The following is a 17,898-nucleotide window of genomic DNA, read 5'->3' on the forward strand; positions in this document are numbered from 1 at the left end:
CGTGAGTCAGGCCAGCGTTAGGCGCTGGTCTTTTGGGTGAGCAGTTTGACGGCTTCGGGCAGGATGAGTTTCCCGTCGAGGCGCTGGGAGGCGAGGAACCCCACCTGCCCGGTGGTGGCGAACAACTCGTTGAGCCGCTTGAAGGAGCGTCCCTGCCGGTCGGCGATCCAGTAGTAGGCCAGATCCCCGAATGCCACCGTGGATGCGCCCGCCTTGATCTCCGGGACGAATGCCGACGTATGCGCCGGACGACCAAGGATTAGATCCGGGCTACCGGCGGTGAGGGCGGGCTGCCACAGGTACTGGCCGTTGCCGTCCTTGAGCTTGCGCACGGTTTTGACGGTGGCGTCGTTCATCAGCCACACCGCGTTCTTCCGGTACGGGGCACGCAAGCTGTAGTGCAGATCGATCAGCTCATCAGCGCTGATGTCGGTGACCTTCGCGGTGGTGACCGCCTTCTCCCCACCACCGGTTGCAGCGAAGATGCCGGTGGGCTTGCCCGCACCGTCACCGACGAGGAAGGCTTCTTCTTCGGCGGCACCGATCCGGCGGGCGAACTCCGAGGCGAGATACTGCTCGACGTTGAACGCACTGTCGTTGAGCAGCTCCTCGCTGATCTTGAGGAAGGTGCCGAGCTTGAACGCCGACAGGGTGACCTGGGTGAAGTTCTCGTCCGACTCGGTGTACGGCTTGCCCTCATCGAGCCAACCGGCCGTGCCGTGAGTGGAGACGACCGGGATCTTGCGGTCCCCGCTGGTGGTTTGGATGACCTTCGCCAGCGTGCGCATCACGTTCTGGTCCGCGAGTGCCTGGACGAGGGTGTGTTCGAACTCGTCGGGTACCAGATAGCCGCCCTCGGTATCCACTCCCTCACTCAGTGCGTTACGCACCTCCATCGGCGAGGAGTTCAGCCGCATCGCGTCCCAGAACGCACGCTGATACGAGGCAGTCGCACGCGGCGAAACCTTGGGGTTAGCGTCGTCGTTGTCGATGGTGATGCCGGGCATCGAAGTCAGCGGCATGTTGGTGGCCTTGGCGAGGTCGGCGTCACGGCGCATCGCGCGTTCGGAGCGGGCGATCTCGGCGGTCAGCTTGTCAATATCAGCCTCCATCCGGGCGTAGGCCTGGTCGTCCTCAGCGGACAGACAGCCAGTGGCGGTGTCGCGGCGTTCGTCAAGGAATGCCTTGGCCTGATCCCAAATGTGGGCGCGCTTGGTGCGCAGGTCGGAAATAGTCATCGTGGACATGAGAAGTCCTCCTTCATTTAGTGGGCTCGGTTGGTCAGTTGGGCGTACAAATCAACAACCCGCCGACCACGAGAGCCAGCGGGCTGAACAGAAACAGGAACGGGCACACCGTGCGGGACATCCAGCTGGTGGTGGGTGCAGGCGGCGACGAGCTGCTGCTCCCAGGTGCGCCGGGCAAACACCACGCCGTCCTCGTGGTTCTTCTTGGGCGGGAACGGCGACCCCTTCTTGGACGGCTTGCCGTCGTCGTCCTCATCCGGCTCGTCAGGCTCAGGCTCGGTGCCGTCCTCGTCTGGCCAATCAGACTCGGGCTCGTCCTCGTCAGGCTTCTTCTTGTCCGGCTCCGCATCGAAGATCGGGTCGCGGCTGCCGGTGAGCAGCAGGTCGGCAAAGCCAAGGTCGATCGCAGCACGGGCGTCCATCCACGTTTCGGCATCCATCAACTTCGACAGCTTCGCCCGCGACAGGCCGGTTTTGAGTTGGTAGGCGTTGAGGATCGCGTCCTTGACCGACTCCAACATCGACATGGCTTTCGCGAGCTCGTCTTTGTCGCCCACAGCCAGGGTGGCGGGGTTGTGGATCATCAACATGCTCACCGGGGTCATCGCCACCGTCCCGGCAGCCATCGCAATCACGCTCGCAGCGGAGGCGGCGATCCCGTCGATGTTTACCGTGACCGGGCCGGGATAGTCCAGCAGCATGTTGTAGATCTGGGCAGCCGCCACCACATCCCCGCCAGGCGAATTGAGCCAGATCGTCACCGGCCCAGAACCGGCGTTAAGTTCGCGAGCGAAGATGGCGGGGGTGATGTCGTCGTCGAACCAGGATTCGTCGGCGATCTGCCCGTTGATACGCAAAACCCGGACGCTTGTCGCATCCGGGTCACCGTTCGGCTCGGGGTCGAGCCAATTCCAGAAACGTCTCACAATCGTGTCCTCCTCAAAAATCGCTCATCAGACATGGACTCAGAATCAGTCAGCTGCTGCCCGTCAGGCTCAGAAGTCGGCTCGGTCTCATCGGTCTGGGGCTCGCCGTCGTCGGTGGGTTGGGTGTTGGCGTAGGCTCCAGCCAGGTTCAGGGGCAGCATGTTCCCGTTGACCAGGTAGAGGTCGCCACCGGCCTCCGGGTCGATGCGGTCGAGATTTTCGAGCTCGCGGATGTCGTTGGCGGACATCCACCCGTTCTGGCGGGCTACCGCGTAGCCGTTCATGCGCGACACGTAGTCGCCGCGCAACAGCCCCTCCAGGTTGAACTTCACGAACAACGTCGGCTTCTCGCGGGGGTTGAGCAGGGTTTTGGTGATGGCTTGTTCGAAGCGGATCACCCACGGGTCAAGCGTGTACTTCACGAACTCCAACGACTGCTGCTCAATATTGCTGAACGAGGACTTTTCCAAGTCGCCGATCATGTGGGGTGGGATGCGGAAGATGCGGGCAATCTCGTTGATCTGAAACTTGCGGGTCTCCAAGAACTGCGCCTGCTCCGGGGACACGGAGATTGGCGTGTACTTCATGCCCTCCTCCAACACCGCAATCTTGTTGCCGTTCCTCGCACCCCCGAAGGTCGCCTGCCATGACTCACGAACCCTGGCGGGGTCTTTGATCGTGCCCGGATGCTCCAACACCCCACCCGGAGCTGCACCGTTGGCGAAGAACGACGCGCCGTATTCTTCGGTGGCCTGCGCCAGCCCGATGGCGTTCTTCGCCATCGCGATCGGGCTGTAGCCGACCAGGCCATCGAAGCCCAGGCCGGGAATATGCAACACCTCATGCGGGGACAGGCGCACGGTTTCGAAGCGGCCTGCCGGTTCGTCCCAGGTGCGCTGATACTCGTAGTAGAGGCGGCCCTGTTCGTCGCGTCCGACGGTCATGCGGTTGGGCATCAACGGATACAGGCCGATCACCTCATCCAGCCCGTTGCGGAGTACTTGGGCGAAGGCGTTGCCCCACAACAGCAGGTGCGTCATGAGTGTTTCGCGGAACACGAAGCTGGTCATCTCCGGGTTCGGCTCGTCATGGAGCAGCCGGTAGAGCGGATGGTCGAGAGCCTTCACATTCGACCCGTCCGTGCCCTGCCGGTAGACATGCAACGGCAGCCCGGCGATCGCTTCAGCGAGGATGCGCACACACGAGTAGACAGCAGTCATCTGCATCGCCGAGCGCTCCGTCACCGGACGCCCCGACGTAGTACCACCAAAGAAGAAGCTGTACCCGGCGCTGATCGCATGATCCTCAGCGGGCCGGTTGTTGCCGCCGCGTAGCCAGTCAAGAAAACCCATGCGTGTGCTCCTCGCAGACGTAGAGTTGGAACATGAAGTTCGGGATGAGGAAGCCGTCGCTGACGCGTTCGCTGAAGGCGCGCACGACTGGGCGTGCGAAGCGTGCGATCAAGAAGGCTGTCATTCCCGGATACGGGAAGAAAGGCATGGGATTCGTGAAGAACCCGAGCCGGTCAGTGAAGAACGCCGTCTACAAGCGCACCACATTCAGCTTCTGGGATCTGTTCAAGTAATCCACCTCAGAGCACGAGTAGCCCGCGCTCGTCGTAGACGGAACCGGCGTGGTGGTCGTTGCCGCGTCGGATGGCGCGGTCGAGTGCCATGATGGTGGCGACGACGCCGTCGATCTTCTCCGTGGACTTTTGTTTGTCGGGTTTGATGTTGCCGGCCGGGTCGGTGCGCACGTGGATGTTGTCGACCATCCAGGCGAGCACCGGATGCCCACCGTGAGCCAGGCGGCCCTCCAACGCCAGCTTCATTAGCTCCTTGCTCGGTGGGGACATGTCTTTGAAGCCCTGTCCGAACGGCACGACCGTGAATCCGGCATCGTCCAGGTTCTGTGACATTTGCACGGCACCCCACCGGTCGAACGCGATCTCCCGGATATCGAACCGGGTGCCGAGTTCTTCGATGAACGCCTCAATCGCGCCATAGTGGACAACGTTCCCTTCGGTCGTCTCCAGGAAGCCTTGCTGCTGCCAGAGGTCGTAGGGCACGTGGTCACGCACGACACGGAGCTTGAGGTTGTCTTGGGGTATCCAGAACCAGGGCGCGATCACATATGGCTCGTCGCCAGACTCGGGTGGGAATACGAGGACGAACGCGGTGATGTCCGTCGTGGAGGCGAGGTCGAGGCCGCCGTAGCAGACCCGACCTTCCAGATCAGCGAGGTCGACGGGAGCTGAGCTGTTGTTCCACACGTGCATGGGCATCCACCGCACCGACTGCTTCACCCACTGGTTCAAGCGCAGCTGACGGAACGTGTTCTCCTCAGCCGGATTCTGCCTCGCCGAGTTGCAGGCTTGGCGAACCTTCTCGATCGGCACCGTGATCCCCAAGCTGGGGTTCGCTTTCGCCCACACCGCCTCGTCGGTCCAGTCATCTTCGCGGTCGGCACCGTAGATGACCGGGTAGAACGTCGGATCGTGCTTCTTGCCCGCGATGACGTCCAGGGCTTTCTCGTGCTGTTCGTAGCAAATGCTGTGCGTGTCGGTACCGGCCGTCGTGATGAGGAAGTACAGCGGCTGGGTGCGGGCGTCGCCCGACCCTTTGGTCATGACGTCGAAGAGTGCCCGGTTGGGTTGGGTGTGCAGCTCGTCGAACACGACCCCGGAAATGTTGAATCCGTGCTTCGAATATGCCTCCGCTGAGAGGACTTGGTAGAAGGAGTTGGTGGGTTTGTAGACGATGCGTTTCTGGGAGCGCAGGATCTTCACCCGCTTCGACAGGGCTGGGCTCATGGCGACCATATCGGCGGCCACTTCGAACACGATCGAGGCTTGCTGACGGTCTGCAGCGCACCCGTACACTTCGGCACGCTCCTCACCGTCCCCGCACGTCAGTAGCAGAGCGACAGCGGCGGCGAGCTCTGATTTGCCCTGTTTCTTGGGTATCTCGACGTAGGCGGTGGTGAACTGGCGGTAGCCGTCGGCTTTGACGGTGCCGAACAGGTCACGGATGATCTGTTCCTGCCAGTCGATGAGATGGAACGGCTTGCCCGCCCAGCGCCCTTTGGTGTGCTTGAGGGCTTGGATGAACGCGACTGCGAAGTCGGCCTTCCGTTTGTCGTAGGTGGAGCCTGCGGCCATGAACCGGGTCGGCGTGTAGATGTCGAGAGTGCGTATCACGCCCGTCAGGCTCCTTCCTGCACTGGCTGGGTTAGTTGGTGTGGGCGAAGGCCCAGGCGATGGCGTGGCCTGCGTCGGCGAACAGTTCGTCAGCCTCGGCGATCAGGTCGAGTTCGCATTCAATGAAGCCTCGGGCATCCGGTCCCCAGCCAGGGATGGGCTGCTGGGCGAGCTTGTAGACGCGAGCGTCGTTTCCGATCCGGCCTTTGCCCAGGTGCCGGTATGCCGAGGCGAGGACGAAATCCCCGTAGGCGATCACCGTGCCGTAGCTGTCGGTCGCCATCTGCAGCTGCTCCATCGTGGTCTTTTCGTTGTTCATGACCTTCTCCTTGTCCTCTTGTTCGGTCATGTACATACAGCCATAGGTGTGCGCGGCTATCCAGTCGTAAAAGCCCTAGTCAGGCACTATTTTTAAGGAATCCTCGAGTGGCCAGTTGAACATGGAATCCGTCATTGTCGATCCGCTCGCGGCAGGTGGCGTTCCATGCTGATTTGGGGTCAGCTGCTGGTGAGGTGCCAGGCGGGAATGAGTTGGCGTTCCTCGGTGAACGGGTCGGTGTAGTGTGCGTTAACTTCGGTCATCCCGATCAAGGTGGCTCCGGCTTGGGTGAGGTTCCAGATGATCTCGGTGAGGCCGGTCTGGTTCGCGCTGATCGTGAACTCGCCGATGCCATGCTCCTTGAGTTCGTCGAGGATGCTGGGCACGTCTGAGTCGTAGAGACCTTCGGCGAAGTCGCGCAGCTCATTGCCCGCCCGCTGAGTGTTCATGTAGGCGGTGAGCAGGCTCGTGGACGAGGTTTGGGTGCGGGTCGCGATCTGCTGGTCGAGGGCGTCAATTGTGTTCATCCCTGGCTCCTAATCCGGTTGGCGTATGACACATACAGCCATGGGTGTCGGTGCTTATCCAGTCGCTTTTCGCCGGTTCTCCGCAAGAGAATCAGTGGCCGGATTCGGGGAGAGTTTCCCTCGCGTCTTCGCCGGGGATGCGGCCGAGGGTGGAGCCGCAGTCCCAGTCCACATGCACCGTGCCAGCGTCATCGACAAACATGATGGCCCCCTCGTCACCGGGAGCCAGGCGCGTGTATAGATCGCTGGTTGACACCAGCCGGATTCGCTGCCCATCCGCATTCATCCTCATTGCACGTTCTTTGTTGTGGGCGGAGTTTTCCATGCCGCGTTGCCTTCCAGATTCGCTAGTAGGGCTCGGCGCACGTTCTTGTAGCTGTCGCCGATCATGCCGAGGCGCAGCAGCCAGCAGTGCATTGCATACTTGTCGTTCCCGCCCGTCTCGGCAGGCTTCGCTGAGACTCTCATGGCGACCTTGGCGTGCTCGAAGATCCGGGCGATCAGCACAGTGGCAGCCTCCACCACCTCCCGGTCTGGAACCTCGTCGAACCAGTCGAACTCGGCCTTGCCCGCCTGCTCGTCGAGGTGAATTGGGGTTGCTGGGATTTGGAGTGCTTTGGCGATGAGCCGTCCTTTCGCCGCCAACATTGCCTCCACCTTCCCGGCGGTTGCCTCGTCCCAGTCGGTGGTTGGGAACACCAACGTCAACCCCAACTCCTCGGCCACCGGCGCGTCTGCTGGAAATCCGGCCTGCGCGGCGGCTTCAGCTAGGACGGCGGTGTCGATGGTGCCGGGCAGATGCAGCAGCCAGTCACGATCCAATGTGGCCTCGCCCATCTGGTAGGCGAACGACGGGGTACCCAAGTACTCGGCATGCGCGCCGAGATGAGTGGCGATGAGCGCGGCGAGCTGTTTGCGGCCTTTCTTCTGTTTGGCGAACTGGATTGTTGTCATGACCATCTCCTTTACTTGTTTCCCCTGGTTGGGGTGGTTTTTGGTCATGTACATACACGCTCTATTCCGCCTGAATAGCAAGCCGTGACAGCCACCTATTTCTTGTCTCGATCCACCTCTTTCACCACATCCAGGTAGGCGAACTGTTGGCCGTCGCGTAGGCAGGTGATTCCGGCGGCGTCGCCGGTGGCGTCGGCGTAGCGGCGCAAGATCACGGAGGCGTATTTCTCATCGAGCTCCATGCAGTAAGCGATCCGGTCGGTCGCCTCGCACGCCATGAGCGTGGAGCCGGATCCGGCGAATGTGTCGAGCACGATCGCGTTGGATTGGGTGGAGTTCCCGATCGGATACGCCAACAGATCCAGCGGCTTGCTGGTCGGGTGGTCGGCATTTCTGCGAGGCTTATCAAACCGCCAGATAGTGGTTTGTTTCCGGTCCGAATACCACTTGTGCTTGCCGTTCTTCACCCAGCCGTAGAGCACGGGCTCGTGTTGCCACTGGTACGGGGAGCGTCCCAGCACGAGGGAGTCTTTGACCCAGATGCAGCAGCCGGAGAGTTTGAAACCGGCATCTTGGAAAGCCCGCCGGAAATTCAGCCCCTCGGTGTCGGCGTGGAACACATAAGCCGAGGCGCCCTTCTCGCACACGCCCGCCATGTTCCTGAAGGATGCGAGGAGGAACTCGTAGAAGTCGGCATCCTTCATCGTGTCGTTCTTGATCGACAAGCCGTCAGACGATTCGAATGCGACGTTGTACGGCGGGTCCGTGAGCACCAGGTTGGCGCGCTTGTCGTCCATCAACACCGCGATGTCGTCGGGGTTGGTGGCGTCACCGCAGACGAGCCGGTGCCGACCGACTGTCCACACATCCCCGCGCTGAACGAACGCGGCGGCCTCCAGGGCGGCTGTCAGATCAAAGTCGTCATCCTCAACCTCGTCCTCGTCAAGGGAACCGATGAGCTGGGCGATCTCATCGTCATCGAACCCCGTTAGCTCCGCGTCGAAATCACTGGCGTCCAGGTCAGCAATCAAGAGTGCGAGCTTGTCCTGGTCCCAGTCACCACTGATCTTGTTGAGCGCAACGTTGAGCGCTTTCTCCCGCGTCTCGTCCAGCTCGACAACGACACAGTCGACAGTGGTGTGGCCGAGGTCTTCGAGGATTTTGAGGCGCTGGTGGCCGCCGACGACATGCCCGGTGGTCTTGTTCCAGATGACAGGTTCGACGTATCCGAACTCCGTCAGCGACCGCTTGAGTTTCTCGTAGTCGGGGTCGCCGGGCTTCAGATCCTTGCGGGGGTTGTAGACAGCGGGCGTGAGGTCAGCGATGGGTAGCTGTTCGATGCGCATGCGTTTCCACCGCCTTCCCCAGCTCGCGCTCGTAGCGCCAGGTTTGTTCCCAGCGCGTCCAGTCCCTGCCCATGTGCCCGTAGAACGCCAGATCCCTGTAGCGGGGTGTGCGCAGGTTGAGGGTGTCGATGATCCCGGCCGGACGCAGCTCGAACACATCGCGTGCAGCTGCGGTCAAGATGTGGTCGGCGTATTCGCCGGTGCCGAGCGTGTCCACCTCGAAGGCGACCGGATCAGCCTTCCCAATCGCATAGCTGATCGCGACTTGGCATTCAGCAGCCAGCCCGGCGTCGACGATCGTGCGAGCGATCAGGCGCGCCATGTAGGCCGCAGACCGGTCGACCTTGGAGGGGTCTTTCCCGGAGAACGCGCCCCCACCATGGGGTGCGAGACCGCCGTAGGTGTCGACCATGAGCTTCCGCCCCGTCAACCCGGTGTCCGCGCGAGGACCTCCCTCGACGAACCTGCCCGACGGATTCACAAACACCTCCGTGTTACCGTCCACAGGCAGATAGGGCTGGCAGGCCGGAGCCACAATCAGCGACTCGACCTCGCGGGTGAGCGCTTCCAGATCCTTGCCCGCCTCGTGCTGGACAGACACAATCACGGTGGCGATGGCTACGGGTGTGCCGGTGTCGTCGTAGCGCACCGAGACCTGTGCCTTGCCGTCCGGTTTGATCCCCGTGATAGTGCCGTCGGTGCGGGCGGTGTCGAGACGCTTGCAGATGTGGTGTGCCAAGACGAGCGGCAGCGGAAGCCGTTCGGGAGTCTCGACAGTGGCGTAGCCGTAGACGGTGCCCTGATCACCCGCCCCCTGCAGCGCGAACGCCGAGCTGTCGCCTGCGCGTGCCTCCAGGGAGGTGGACACTCCCGCGTTGATGTCGCCGGATTGTCGGCGCGTCCACACGTAGATCAGAAACCCGAGCGGACTGTAACCGGCTTTCGCGAGGGCGGTGCGCACCGACTCCCGAATACGCGGGCGGTGGTCGGTGGTAATCTCGCCGGTGACAATGATCCGCCTGCCTGCGGCCATCACCTCCACCGCCACCCGGGCAGCCTTGTCCTCCCAGAGGATGTCGTCGAGGATCTGGTCGGCGATCTGGTCGCACAGCTTGTCCGGATGACCAGCACACACGGACTCGGCAGTACGGACAGTAGACATGGGTGAACTCGCTTCCACGAAACACAGGGGGAAAGAACAGCGCCCACCCCGAATTGGGGGGCAGGCGCAACGAACAGGGGCTGGGCTGGTTAGGAGCGGGCCTTCAGCAGCTGCTCCATCACCTCGTCACCGGGCGTGGCACCCGCATAGTCGCTCGTGCAGGTGGCGCGCACGATCTCGTAAATCTCGTACCAATACACATTCGCCTGCTTCCCGAACGACTGCGACATGGCGACGAACGGGGACGCGATGGCGGCACCGGTGGTGGGGTGTTTGCCGAGCAGGCCGAACTTGGAGATCGCCTGCTCGCACTGCACATAGCGGGCGAAGGCCTGCGCGTACGACTCAATCAACCTTGGTGCCACGAACTGCGAACAGCCGCGCTGATCAAGCCACTGCCAGGTTTCCCGGTAGACGATGTCAGCGCCCAGCGGTTTGCCGTCGCGCTGAACCTCGGATAGGTAGTCGGACGGTTCGGGCATGGTCTCCCCGGCGAGCACCGCACCGGCACCGATGTCGCCGCCCTCAAAGTCGAACGGTTCGTTCAGTGGGTCCTCCAGGCGGGTGGCGGGCCGTCCGGCGGCGAGCTTCTCGTTCAGCGGATCAGGTTTCGCTCCTGCTCTGACGCGGCGGCCGCCCCGGTTGGTGCCGTCCTTGGCCATGGATTACCTCCTTCTCTAGGCCAGTGGCCCGGGTATGGAGGCCAGGAGTGGGAACCCCGCTATCGGTCGTAACCGTTCGATAATGGGGATATGCGTATTGAGCGTGACATCGATTTCGGGCGGCCGCGACGGATGCGCTGCGGACGTTGTGGACACGAAGAACTCGTCAGCCACGACTGGATGGAAAGCTGGGAGCAGGGCAACGAGCTCTGCCCCGAATGCGGGATCGACTGCACCGAAGAAGACCGGGCTCGCCCCACGTACGACCCTGATGATCCAGCAATAGTCGATCATCAGGTTCTTCGGATGTTCTGGTACCACACCAGCACGATCCCGGACTGGCCCCAGAAGGAGTTCGATCCACGGGAGAAGCTGACTCCAGAGACCGTTCAGCGCATGACGAGGATGTGCGGTGCAGGCGCTGTCGACCGATGGGCTGAACAACAGAAATCCAAAGCCCTTCACGTCGGCACCTACGAGGCAGCAATCGAGAACATGCTCAGGCGAATGGATGACCAGCCCGAGGGCGACGCCCCGTTCTACCTGTACCGAGTAGTGCTCGACGACGCTGTGGGCATCGAGCCGGGAGTTCATCGCGAACCAACGAACTGGGTCGGCGATGCACAACCAGAGAAGTTCCTGAACCCCGGACATTCCGTCTACCGCTACATCAACGAACACGAGGACGAAGGCAGCATTTCGTTGGCACTTACCGCAGACGCGATCGAGTCGGTATCTGGAATTCAGATACCCGTAGCGACCAAAACGCCAGCTAGGAAGAAACAACGCCTGGCTACATGGCAGGACGTTCAGCTGAAGGTCAAGGAAGCGAGCGTACCTGACCGGGTACGGCCCCGTTTAGCAGGTGCTTTCAGGACCGTTAGCGCAAGCAATACCGACCACCTCAATCCGGATCTCCTCGACGGGCTGGTTGATCTCATCCAAAATCCCTCTCATATCCTCGCTCTCCTTGACTCCGTGGGGCCCCGACAAGTCTGAATCGGCAGCCTCGGGTCAATACCCTGTTTGATTCGGGGACTTTGTGCGCGGTTGGCCCCGCCCGCTGACCTGTCCGAAGTCCGTAGAGATCGAGAGGCCCCGACCCCCTCGCCAGCACCGCGACGTTGCCCAATGTCCGCCGAACAGCGTCGAGGTCGGCAATCTGAGGTTCCATGGTCTCGGCGCGACAGCGGGCGACGTGGCGAAGATTTCAGTAGGTGTAGACCCTCGGGGCTTGCCTCCATCGGTCGCCGTCGAGCGCCGACTGTCGGGAGTGGCACGGCTTACACAGGCTCCGGAGGTTGCCGGGGTCGTGGGTGCCGCCGTGCTCCAGCGGGATGACGTGGTGGACTTCCTGCGCGGGCGTGTACCGGCTGGTCGCGAGGCAGTTCTCGCACAGCGGGTGGGCGGCGATGTAGGCGGTGCGGATCTTGCGCCACCGGGCACCGTAACGCCGGTTGATCTTCGGGTCACGCTGCCACTTGCGGTACCGCTCGTCCTCAGCCTTGGCATGCTCCGGGCAGTAGCGGTCGTGGGTGAGGTTCGGGCAGCCGGGCTGGGAACACGGACGCGCAGGCTTCGAAGGCATACCGTGCTCCTTCCCGGACATGGCGAAGCCCCCGGAGACCGTTCCTGATCCCCGAGGGCTTTTCCTACTTTTCAACCACCTACATCATTGCAGGCCGGAAACGGTAAATGCATCCGCTGTTCTTGACACCTTTTGGCGGCTGGATTCACGCAGCCTGCCCATACAGCGCCGACGCCAGCCGGGCGAGCGCCCGTGACTTCTTCTGGTAGGCGCTGGTGCGCTCCACATAGAAGTGGTCACACACCGTCTGCACCGCATCATCCTGGGTGCTGTCGCCGAGGAAGAACGCTTCGAGCACGAACCTGTCGTCGTCGGTGAGCAGCTGCCAGGCAGGCAGGAACCACGCCATGTACTCACGAGCCTGCCCGTAGCGGGCACGGTAGATGTCGATCCGATCCAATGTCGCCGCCACTCGCATCTCCCCAGCGTGCAGGTCAGTGTGACGTGGCATCCCGTCGAGTTTCGGTGAGGCCGGGGTGGTGACGTCGTCGTAGGCGGTCTTAATTGCATCGTCGGTGGTGTCGATGATCTGCTCCATCACGGCGAAGTCCTGCAACGCGGATATGGCGGCTTTGCGGGTGTCGAGGTATTTGGTCATCACATGCATGACGACTCCTTCCTGAGGGTGGTTGACAGTTCGGTTGTGACCGCGTCGATCAACGCGGCCTGAGTCATGTCCTTCGCCTCCAAGGCACCCAGGACGGCTTGGTCGAGGGTGCCGGTGGCGGCGAGGTGGGTGATGGTGACCGGCTCGGCCTGTCCTTGTCGATACAGCCGGGCGTTGGTCTGCTGATACAATTCCAAGCTCCAGGTCAGCGAGAACCACACAAGCAGGTGCCCGCCGGCCTGCAGATTCAGGCCGTGCCCAGCGGAAGCGGGGTGGATCAGGCCAAGCGGGATGTTGCCCAGGTTCCACGCCTCGATGTCCGCCGACGTCTTGAGTTCGCGGGCGTCCGGGAAACGCTGGTGGATTCTGGCGAGGTCGTGCTTGAACCAGTAGGCGACGAGCACGCTCTGCCCGTTGGCGGCCTCGAGGATGTCTTCGAGGGCATCGAGTTTCGCCCCATGCACCTCGACCGTGTTCCCGTGCTCGTCGTAGATCGCACCGGAGGCGAGCTGCAGCAGTTTCCCCGACAGCGCGGCAGCGTTCGCCGCATCGACCACCTGCCCATCCAGATCAACAACCAGGTCGGCCTTGAGCTGCTCGTAGACGGCGCGCTCTTTGTCTCCGAGCACCACCGGTGTGGTCGTCACCGTCAGATCAGGCAGCGTGAGGTGGTCGATGGTGCGCATCGACAACGTCATGTCGGCGATGGCGTCGTAGATCACGTCCTCCGCACCCTCGCGGGGCTTGTAGGTGAACACCTGCATTCCGTTGCGCTTATCGGGCAGAAACCAGCGGTCGCGGTAGCGGGTGATGAACCTGCCGAGACGCTCGCCGCCGTCGAGGAGCCGGAACTGCGCCCAGATATCCATCAGACCGTTGGAGGCGGGGGTGCCGGTCAGGCCGACCCAGCGCTTCACGTGCGGTCGCATCTTCACCAACGCCGTAAACCGCTTCGCCCGATGATTCTTAAACGAGCTCAGTTCGTCGATGACGACCATGTCGAACGGCCAGCTATCGCCGTAATAGCTGACCAGCCAGGGGATGTTTTCCCGGTTGATGACGGTCACCATCGCCGACTTGGCCAGCGCGTCGAGCCGGTCTTGCTTGGTGCCGACAGCCACCGCCACCGACAGCCCCTCGAGGTGATCCCACTTGGCGGCTTCGGTCGGCCAGGTGTCTCGGGCAACACGCAACGGCGCGACGATCAAGACGCGGGAGACAGTGAAGTAGTCGAGCAGCAGCTCCCAGATCGCCGTCAGGGTGATGACACTCTTGCCGAGTCCCATGCCCAGGAGGATGGCCGCCTCGTGGTGGTCGAGGATGAACCCGGTGGCCTGGGTCTGGTAGTTATGCGGCCGGTAGCGCATCAAGCACCTCCTGGATGCCGTCGATCGAGTCAACGACCAGCGCGGTGAAGCCCTGCGCCTGTAGTTGGTTCATCCGGCGGCGTTGGATCGGCCGAGGCTTCTTGCCCGGGGCTTTGACTTCGACGAAGACGACCTGGCCTCCCATCAGGCATAGTCGGTCAGGTACGCCCGTGGTTCCAGGGCAGACAAGCTTCCAGCACAAGCCCCCGGAGGCTTCAATGGCCTTCTTGAGCTGGGCTTCGATGTGGTGTTCATTCATGGTCACTCCTTGAGTGGTTTCCCACGGGGTGACGACTGGTGACAGGTGGATCTGAACTTTTCTAAAGGCGATATTTCTATGGCCTTAGTAATAGTTCAATACCGGTCGTCACCGGTCGTCACCCTCATCGGGTTTAGCTGTTGAACTCGCTGGTCAGAGCCAGTCCGTAGACGTACATGCCGTGCTTGGATTTGCGTCGTTCAAACCCGCATTGTTCGAGAGTGGCGTTGAAGTCGACCATCGGCCGCGCCCACCCGCTGGTGGATTGCGCCCACGCCCGATACTCCTGGTACAGGTCACCGGCACGTTCGGATAGGGACGGGTCCACCTCGCAGCGGGCGTCGAGGAAATGGGCGAACCAGTTGTTCTCTTCCCGATATGCGCTTGAGGCAGCTACTACTTGGGCGGGCGGGGTGAGCTGGAAGTCCTCGGCGTGGATGAGCCGCGCGCCGTCCATGATCCATGCCAGTACCGCTCCGCCAGCGGTCTCGTAGATGTGGTCGGCGTAGTTCTTCACATCGGAGCTGCCCTCGATGACCGCGTTGAACGGGATCACGATGAGCCTGCGCCAGATGCCCGCATCCATCGCGCCCACCCTGGGCAGGTGATTCGTGTAGAGGATGAGCGTGTGGGACGGGGTGAACGCGAACGGTGCCTTGTACTTCTTCTCCGCGTAGATCTGGTCGGTGGAGGCGAGCTGCTTGACCGTAGAGGTGGACAGGCGCACGCCTTCCTCGGACTCGGCGGCGATGATGAGCCGTTTGCCTTTCGCTTCGGCAAGTTCAGGTTTGACGTTCCGGTTCCCGCCAATGGTGAGCACGTCGGCGGACATGTTGCCCGCATACGTGCCGAGCACTCTCGCGATCGTGTTCCAGAACGTGGACTTGCCGTTGCGGCCATCCCCGTAGGCGATCACGAGGGCTTCGACCATGACCTTCCCGATCGCCGCCAGGCCAACGATCCGCTGCACATATCCGATCAGCTCCAGGTCGGATTGGAAGAACACGTTGAGCGCCTGGTTCCAGATGTCTGTGCCCGTGTCGGTGGGGTCGAGCGCGGTTTGTTTCGTGATCAGATCCGTTGGGTTGTGGTCGCGTCGGGTGCCGTCACGCAGATCCCACGTGCCACCAGGCGTGTTGAGGAGATACGGGTCAGCGTCCAGCCGGTCTGGGGTGGTCAGCAACATCGGGTGCGCTTCCCGCAGGCACGAGGTGATCGCCCTGGACTCGCGGCGTTTCAACACGAACGCCTCGTAGGTCTTCGCATCCTCAAATGCCCGGTATGCGGCCCGCTGCGGTGAAGTGAAACCGGCGAGTGCTTTCGCTTTCGACGATGCGGCTGCAAGCACCGCGTCCGCGCCCGTCACCGCGAGCTCGTCGCGGGCTTTCTCCAGCAGATGCCCGGCCTCGGCGAGTTGCCGGTCGGTGAGCTCCTGGGCGATTCCTTGCGCAGCAGGCGCAGACTCAGACCACACGCCGCCTTCGTAGACGAGCCAGTCCGTGGCCTCCGTGAACGCCAGGCGCGAGGAGTATTCTGCGGTCAGCATGGATGCCTGCCCCACATCGGTGAAATCATCCGGCCGCAGGCTCGTCAACTGCGCGTAGGCTTCCGGCGACAGATAACCAGGCTGCGCCTCAACCTTGGCGCCGAACCGGCACGCGCTGTTCCAGATCGACTCCAACTCGTGATCCGACAGTGGCGGTTCACACAGGGATGCTTTGCGGTTGAACAGGTTACGGGCCTGTGCGGTCTGCCCGTAGCGGATCAGGACGCGCCCGGCGAAGCGGGACAGGGTGGCGTTGCGGGAGCCTTCCCCGATCACCTGGGTCGAGGCGTCGAACGCCGCGAACACGTCGATCTCATCGGCCTCGTCCAGCCAGGTATTCAGCAGCTTCGCGCCGTCGTGGACGGTGATCTCGGGGTTGGGGGTGCCGTAGATGAACCGTCCGGCATCCAACGCCTGCTGATCAAAGAAACCGAACCTGGCCGCCAGGCGACGCTTCAACCCCGCATAGGTGTCGGCGTCCGTCACTTCGGTGATCGGGAAGTAGACGTGGAAACGCGGCCTAGCCGATAAGGCTCCCTTCGGCTTCTGGTGGTTCCGGGAAGTGGCGGTCAGGAACACCACACCCGCTATCAACTCGCCGAGCTTCTCCGGTGTCACCCAGTCGGATGACTCTTCGGTGTGGTCGTTGTCGATGTCCATCACCACACAGTCTGAGGAGACAAAACTCGCCGACGAGCGCCGATCGCTGGTGTAGGTGGCTGCGACGTGATCCAACCTGGCCACCAGCTGCAGGTCAGCCTGGTCGGTGATGTGGTGGTGGTTCGGGTAGTGGTTGTTGTGCGGGTTGCCGCTACTGGTCGCGGCGCACAAAGTGAACGGGGTCATGCGGGGTGCACCTCCTGGAAGTCGGCGTCGAAGAAGCGGATCGGGATGTCCATCTGGTGGGCCCAGTCGATCTCGGCACGCATCCCCGCACTGACCCGGCCGATGTAGGCCCATAGCTGTTCGCATTTCGACAGCAGGATGCGGCCCATGAACATGGCCAGCTCACGGCCGTCCGGGTCGGTGTCGTCCATGAACTGCGGATAATGCAGATGCGGGGCGAGCGGGATCTGGCGAGCCGCGACAGCAAAGCTGCAGAACCGGCGAGCGAGTTCCACGTTCGCCTCCACATCGCCGGAGTACGGGGAGCAGATGTACACCAGCGGCCGGTACCCGTACTCGGCGCGCTGAATCTCTTTCAGCGCCTTGTAGCAGGTCGGGTCGGGGTATCCTTCGATGTTCTTCCTCGGGATACCGATGTCGAGAAGCACAGTGGTGCTCATCGGGCGTCCTCGCTTTCACGCTCGATCACCGGCAGCAGGCCACGCTCGTTCTTCAATAGGTCGTAGATGAACAGGCGTCCTTTCTGTGTCCAGTACATGTGGGTGCGGGTCTTGCCCTCGTCGTACTCGTGCGTCTTGGACTGGGTGTAGCCCTGCTCGGCGAAGCGGGCGTAGAGGAACCAGCGGCCGGACTGGTGGAACTGCACCTGCTCCTCGCGCAGAATCTGGTTGAGCTTCTTCGCCGACAGGCCGTAGTCCTTGGCGATCTCGGTGGTGGTGATCAGCGACGGCGAGGCCAGCACCACGTCGTAGTACGACACTTTCGGTGCCGCCTCCAACAGTGCTTGCTCGGCGGCGAGCCGCTTGGTGCGTTCAGCCCGCAGGGTGACGATGGCCTGCTCCAGGAACTCGTCGTCAGCCAGTAGTTCGTCGATCGCGTAGAGGCCGTGGCGGCGGATGGATGGAAGTACCTCGTCGAACACCCACGCCTCAAACTTCTGGGCGGCCGGCAGCTTGGACGAGACGATCAGCCGGTACAGGTCGCCCTCGCTGATGAACCTGACCTGCTGGATGCCACCAGCAGTTTCAAGGGGGTAGTGATTCACGACCCCCTTGCAGTGACGCGCCAGGGCATCTTTCGTGTTGGCGTAGCCGAGGGCGGTCGCCACGTCCTTGCCACAGAACAGGATCTGCCCGCTGGAGGTGAGGGTTCGGATCGTGCCGAACTCGTGGTTGGTGAACGCTTGTAGCGCGGTAGCCATGACCGGCTCCTTTTCTGAGAGCCGGGTAGACAATCGTGGGCGCGGGTTGCGCCAGGCTCTCACCTGTCAGGCACGGCAGGCACCGAAACCGGACACGGTGTGAGGAAGGCTCTCGCCCATACGCCCCCGAGGACCGGCGAAT

At 62.3% G+C, this 17,898-nt stretch carries 20 protein-coding genes; 2 read left to right on the top strand and 18 right to left on the bottom strand.

Annotated elements, in window-relative coordinates:
• Positions 1-17 precede the first annotated feature (17 nt).
• From B843_RS03505 to B843_RS03515, 3 genes are read right to left on the bottom strand one after another with little or no spacing between them, the layout of a single operon-like run.
• Positions 18-1,247: a phage major capsid protein gene (locus tag B843_RS03505; protein ID WP_025252140.1), complete on the bottom strand. Its 1,230-nt coding sequence runs from the start codon at positions 1,245-1,247 to the stop codon at positions 18-20.
• Positions 1,248-1,264: 17 nt separating this feature from the next.
• A complete protein-coding gene (locus tag B843_RS03510; protein WP_025252141.1) occupies positions 1,265-2,173 on the bottom strand; it encodes a head maturation protease, ClpP-related in 909 nt (302 codons plus the stop codon).
• Entirely contained in the window at positions 2,170-3,525 is a 1,356-nt protein-coding gene (locus tag B843_RS03515) for a phage portal protein (protein ID WP_025252142.1), read from the bottom strand. Before B843_RS03515 ends, B843_RS03510 begins: the two co-directional genes overlap by 4 nt.
• 32 nt (positions 3,526-3,557) lie before the next feature.
• On the opposite strand from B843_RS03515, the gene B843_RS03520 reads away from it, so the two are divergent.
• Positions 3,558-3,758 carry a hypothetical protein gene (locus B843_RS03520; protein WP_025252143.1) on the top strand — a complete coding sequence of 67 codons (201 nt, stop codon included), beginning with the start codon at positions 3,558-3,560 and terminating at the stop codon, positions 3,756-3,758.
• A gap of 6 nt (positions 3,759-3,764) precedes the next feature.
• On the opposite strand, the gene B843_RS03525 is transcribed toward B843_RS03520, so the two are convergent.
• The 8 genes from B843_RS03525 to B843_RS03560 all read right to left on the bottom strand — a co-directional run bounded on the left by B843_RS03525 (position 3,765) and on the right by B843_RS03560 (position 10,342).
• The gene (locus B843_RS03525) at positions 3,765-5,372 is read right to left on the bottom strand and encodes a terminase large subunit (protein WP_244877346.1); all 1,608 of its coding nucleotides are present in this window, start codon (positions 5,370-5,372) and stop codon (positions 3,765-3,767) included.
• Between the two features lie 31 nt (positions 5,373-5,403).
• Positions 5,404-5,721 carry an Nmad4 family putative nucleotide modification protein gene (locus B843_RS03530; RefSeq protein ID WP_244877347.1) on the bottom strand — a complete coding sequence of 106 codons (318 nt, stop codon included), beginning with the start codon at positions 5,719-5,721 and terminating at the stop codon, positions 5,404-5,406.
• Between the two features lie 149 nt (positions 5,722-5,870).
• Positions 5,871-6,218, bottom strand: a complete 348-nt coding sequence (locus tag B843_RS03535; protein WP_025252146.1) for a DUF7698 family protein — start codon at positions 6,216-6,218, stop codon at positions 5,871-5,873.
• A gap of 91 nt (positions 6,219-6,309) precedes the next feature.
• Complete coding sequence (locus B843_RS03540) at positions 6,310-6,543, bottom strand: DUF4314 domain-containing protein (protein ID WP_025252147.1); 234 nt, start codon at positions 6,541-6,543, stop codon at positions 6,310-6,312.
• Positions 6,507-7,172: a hypothetical protein gene (locus B843_RS03545; RefSeq protein ID WP_025252148.1), complete on the bottom strand. Its 666-nt coding sequence runs from the start codon at positions 7,170-7,172 to the stop codon at positions 6,507-6,509. Before B843_RS03545 ends, B843_RS03540 begins: the two co-directional genes overlap by 37 nt.
• A gap of 95 nt (positions 7,173-7,267) precedes the next feature.
• Positions 7,268-8,518: a site-specific DNA-methyltransferase gene (locus B843_RS03550; RefSeq protein ID WP_025252149.1), complete on the bottom strand. Its 1,251-nt coding sequence runs from the start codon at positions 8,516-8,518 to the stop codon at positions 7,268-7,270.
• Positions 8,490-9,680: a methionine adenosyltransferase gene (gene metK / locus B843_RS03555; RefSeq protein ID WP_025252150.1), complete on the bottom strand. Its 1,191-nt coding sequence runs from the start codon at positions 9,678-9,680 to the stop codon at positions 8,490-8,492. Before metK ends, B843_RS03550 begins: the two co-directional genes overlap by 29 nt.
• Before the next feature lie 89 nt (positions 9,681-9,769).
• The gene (locus B843_RS03560; protein ID WP_025252151.1) at positions 9,770-10,342 is read right to left on the bottom strand and encodes a P27 family phage terminase small subunit; all 573 of its coding nucleotides are present in this window, start codon (positions 10,340-10,342) and stop codon (positions 9,770-9,772) included.
• Between the two features lie 90 nt (positions 10,343-10,432).
• On the opposite strand from B843_RS03560, the gene B843_RS03565 reads away from it, so the two are divergent.
• A complete protein-coding gene (locus B843_RS03565) occupies positions 10,433-11,341 on the top strand; it encodes a hypothetical protein (RefSeq protein ID WP_154545443.1) in 909 nt (302 codons plus the stop codon).
• A gap of 211 nt (positions 11,342-11,552) precedes the next feature.
• Here the strand turns inward: B843_RS03565 and B843_RS03570 are convergent, their stop codons facing one another.
• The 7 genes from B843_RS03570 to B843_RS03600 form a co-directional block, all read right to left on the bottom strand.
• The gene (locus B843_RS03570) at positions 11,553-11,930 is read right to left on the bottom strand and encodes an HNH endonuclease (RefSeq protein ID WP_025252153.1); all 378 of its coding nucleotides are present in this window, start codon (positions 11,928-11,930) and stop codon (positions 11,553-11,555) included.
• Between the two features lie 145 nt (positions 11,931-12,075).
• The gene (locus B843_RS03575; RefSeq protein ID WP_025252154.1) at positions 12,076-12,537 is read right to left on the bottom strand and encodes a hypothetical protein; all 462 of its coding nucleotides are present in this window, start codon (positions 12,535-12,537) and stop codon (positions 12,076-12,078) included.
• Positions 12,528-13,904 carry a DEAD/DEAH box helicase gene (locus tag B843_RS03580; RefSeq protein WP_025252155.1) on the bottom strand — a complete coding sequence of 459 codons (1,377 nt, stop codon included), beginning with the start codon at positions 13,902-13,904 and terminating at the stop codon, positions 12,528-12,530. Before B843_RS03580 ends, B843_RS03575 begins: the two co-directional genes overlap by 10 nt.
• Positions 13,885-14,163, bottom strand: a complete 279-nt coding sequence (locus B843_RS03585) for a PDDEXK family nuclease (protein WP_025252156.1) — start codon at positions 14,161-14,163, stop codon at positions 13,885-13,887. Before B843_RS03585 ends, B843_RS03580 begins: the two co-directional genes overlap by 20 nt.
• Positions 14,164-14,296: 133 nt before the next feature.
• Positions 14,297-16,555 carry a phage/plasmid primase, P4 family gene (locus tag B843_RS03590; protein WP_025252157.1) on the bottom strand — a complete coding sequence of 753 codons (2,259 nt, stop codon included), beginning with the start codon at positions 16,553-16,555 and terminating at the stop codon, positions 14,297-14,299.
• Positions 16,552-16,995 carry a DUF7768 domain-containing protein gene (locus tag B843_RS03595; RefSeq protein ID WP_025252158.1) on the bottom strand — a complete coding sequence of 148 codons (444 nt, stop codon included), beginning with the start codon at positions 16,993-16,995 and terminating at the stop codon, positions 16,552-16,554. Before B843_RS03595 ends, B843_RS03590 begins: the two co-directional genes overlap by 4 nt.
• Positions 16,992-17,756, bottom strand: a complete 765-nt coding sequence (locus B843_RS03600) for a phage antirepressor (RefSeq protein WP_025252159.1) — start codon at positions 17,754-17,756, stop codon at positions 16,992-16,994. The genes B843_RS03595 and B843_RS03600 overlap by 4 nt, the downstream gene beginning before the upstream one ends.
• Between the last annotated feature and the right edge of the window lie 142 nt (positions 17,757-17,898).

The sequence above is a fragment of the Corynebacterium vitaeruminis DSM 20294 genome (assembly GCF_000550805.1).
In the GTDB taxonomy this organism is placed as follows: domain Bacteria; phylum Actinomycetota; class Actinomycetes; order Mycobacteriales; family Mycobacteriaceae; genus Corynebacterium; species Corynebacterium vitaeruminis.

Excerpts from the sequence above, each read along its gene's own strand:
- B843_RS03505 (WP_025252140.1), bottom strand. The coding sequence starts at position 1,247 with ATGTCCACGATGACTATTTCCGACCTGCGCACCAAGCGCGCCCACATT.
- B843_RS03515 (WP_025252142.1), bottom strand. The coding sequence starts at position 3,525 with ATGGGTTTTCTTGACTGGCTACGCGGCGGCAACAACCGGCCCGCTGAG.
- B843_RS03520 (WP_025252143.1), top strand. The coding sequence starts at position 3,558 with ATGAAGTTCGGGATGAGGAAGCCGTCGCTGACGCGTTCGCTGAAGGCG.
- B843_RS03530 (WP_244877347.1), bottom strand. The coding sequence starts at position 5,721 with ATGACCGAACAAGAGGACAAGGAGAAGGTCATGAACAACGAAAAGACC.
- B843_RS03535 (WP_025252146.1), bottom strand. The coding sequence starts at position 6,218 with ATGAACACAATTGACGCCCTCGACCAGCAGATCGCGACCCGCACCCAA.
- B843_RS03540 (WP_025252147.1), bottom strand. The coding sequence starts at position 6,543 with ATGGAAAACTCCGCCCACAACAAAGAACGTGCAATGAGGATGAATGCG.
- B843_RS03545 (WP_025252148.1), bottom strand. The coding sequence starts at position 7,172 with ATGACAACAATCCAGTTCGCCAAACAGAAGAAAGGCCGCAAACAGCTC.
- B843_RS03550 (WP_025252149.1), bottom strand. The coding sequence starts at position 8,518 with ATGCGCATCGAACAGCTACCCATCGCTGACCTCACGCCCGCTGTCTAC.
- metK (WP_025252150.1), bottom strand. The coding sequence starts at position 9,680 with ATGTCTACTGTCCGTACTGCCGAGTCCGTGTGTGCTGGTCATCCGGAC.
- B843_RS03560 (WP_025252151.1), bottom strand. The coding sequence starts at position 10,342 with ATGGCCAAGGACGGCACCAACCGGGGCGGCCGCCGCGTCAGAGCAGGA.
- B843_RS03565 (WP_154545443.1), top strand. The coding sequence starts at position 10,433 with ATGCGTATTGAGCGTGACATCGATTTCGGGCGGCCGCGACGGATGCGC.
- B843_RS03570 (WP_025252153.1), bottom strand. The coding sequence starts at position 11,930 with ATGCCTTCGAAGCCTGCGCGTCCGTGTTCCCAGCCCGGCTGCCCGAAC.
- B843_RS03575 (WP_025252154.1), bottom strand. The coding sequence starts at position 12,537 with ATGCATGTGATGACCAAATACCTCGACACCCGCAAAGCCGCCATATCC.
- B843_RS03580 (WP_025252155.1), bottom strand. The coding sequence starts at position 13,904 with ATGCGCTACCGGCCGCATAACTACCAGACCCAGGCCACCGGGTTCATC.
- B843_RS03585 (WP_025252156.1), bottom strand. The coding sequence starts at position 14,163 with ATGAATGAACACCACATCGAAGCCCAGCTCAAGAAGGCCATTGAAGCC.
- B843_RS03590 (WP_025252157.1), bottom strand. The coding sequence starts at position 16,555 with ATGACCCCGTTCACTTTGTGCGCCGCGACCAGTAGCGGCAACCCGCAC.
- B843_RS03595 (WP_025252158.1), bottom strand. The coding sequence starts at position 16,995 with ATGAGCACCACTGTGCTTCTCGACATCGGTATCCCGAGGAAGAACATC.
- B843_RS03600 (WP_025252159.1), bottom strand. The coding sequence starts at position 17,756 with ATGGCTACCGCGCTACAAGCGTTCACCAACCACGAGTTCGGCACGATC.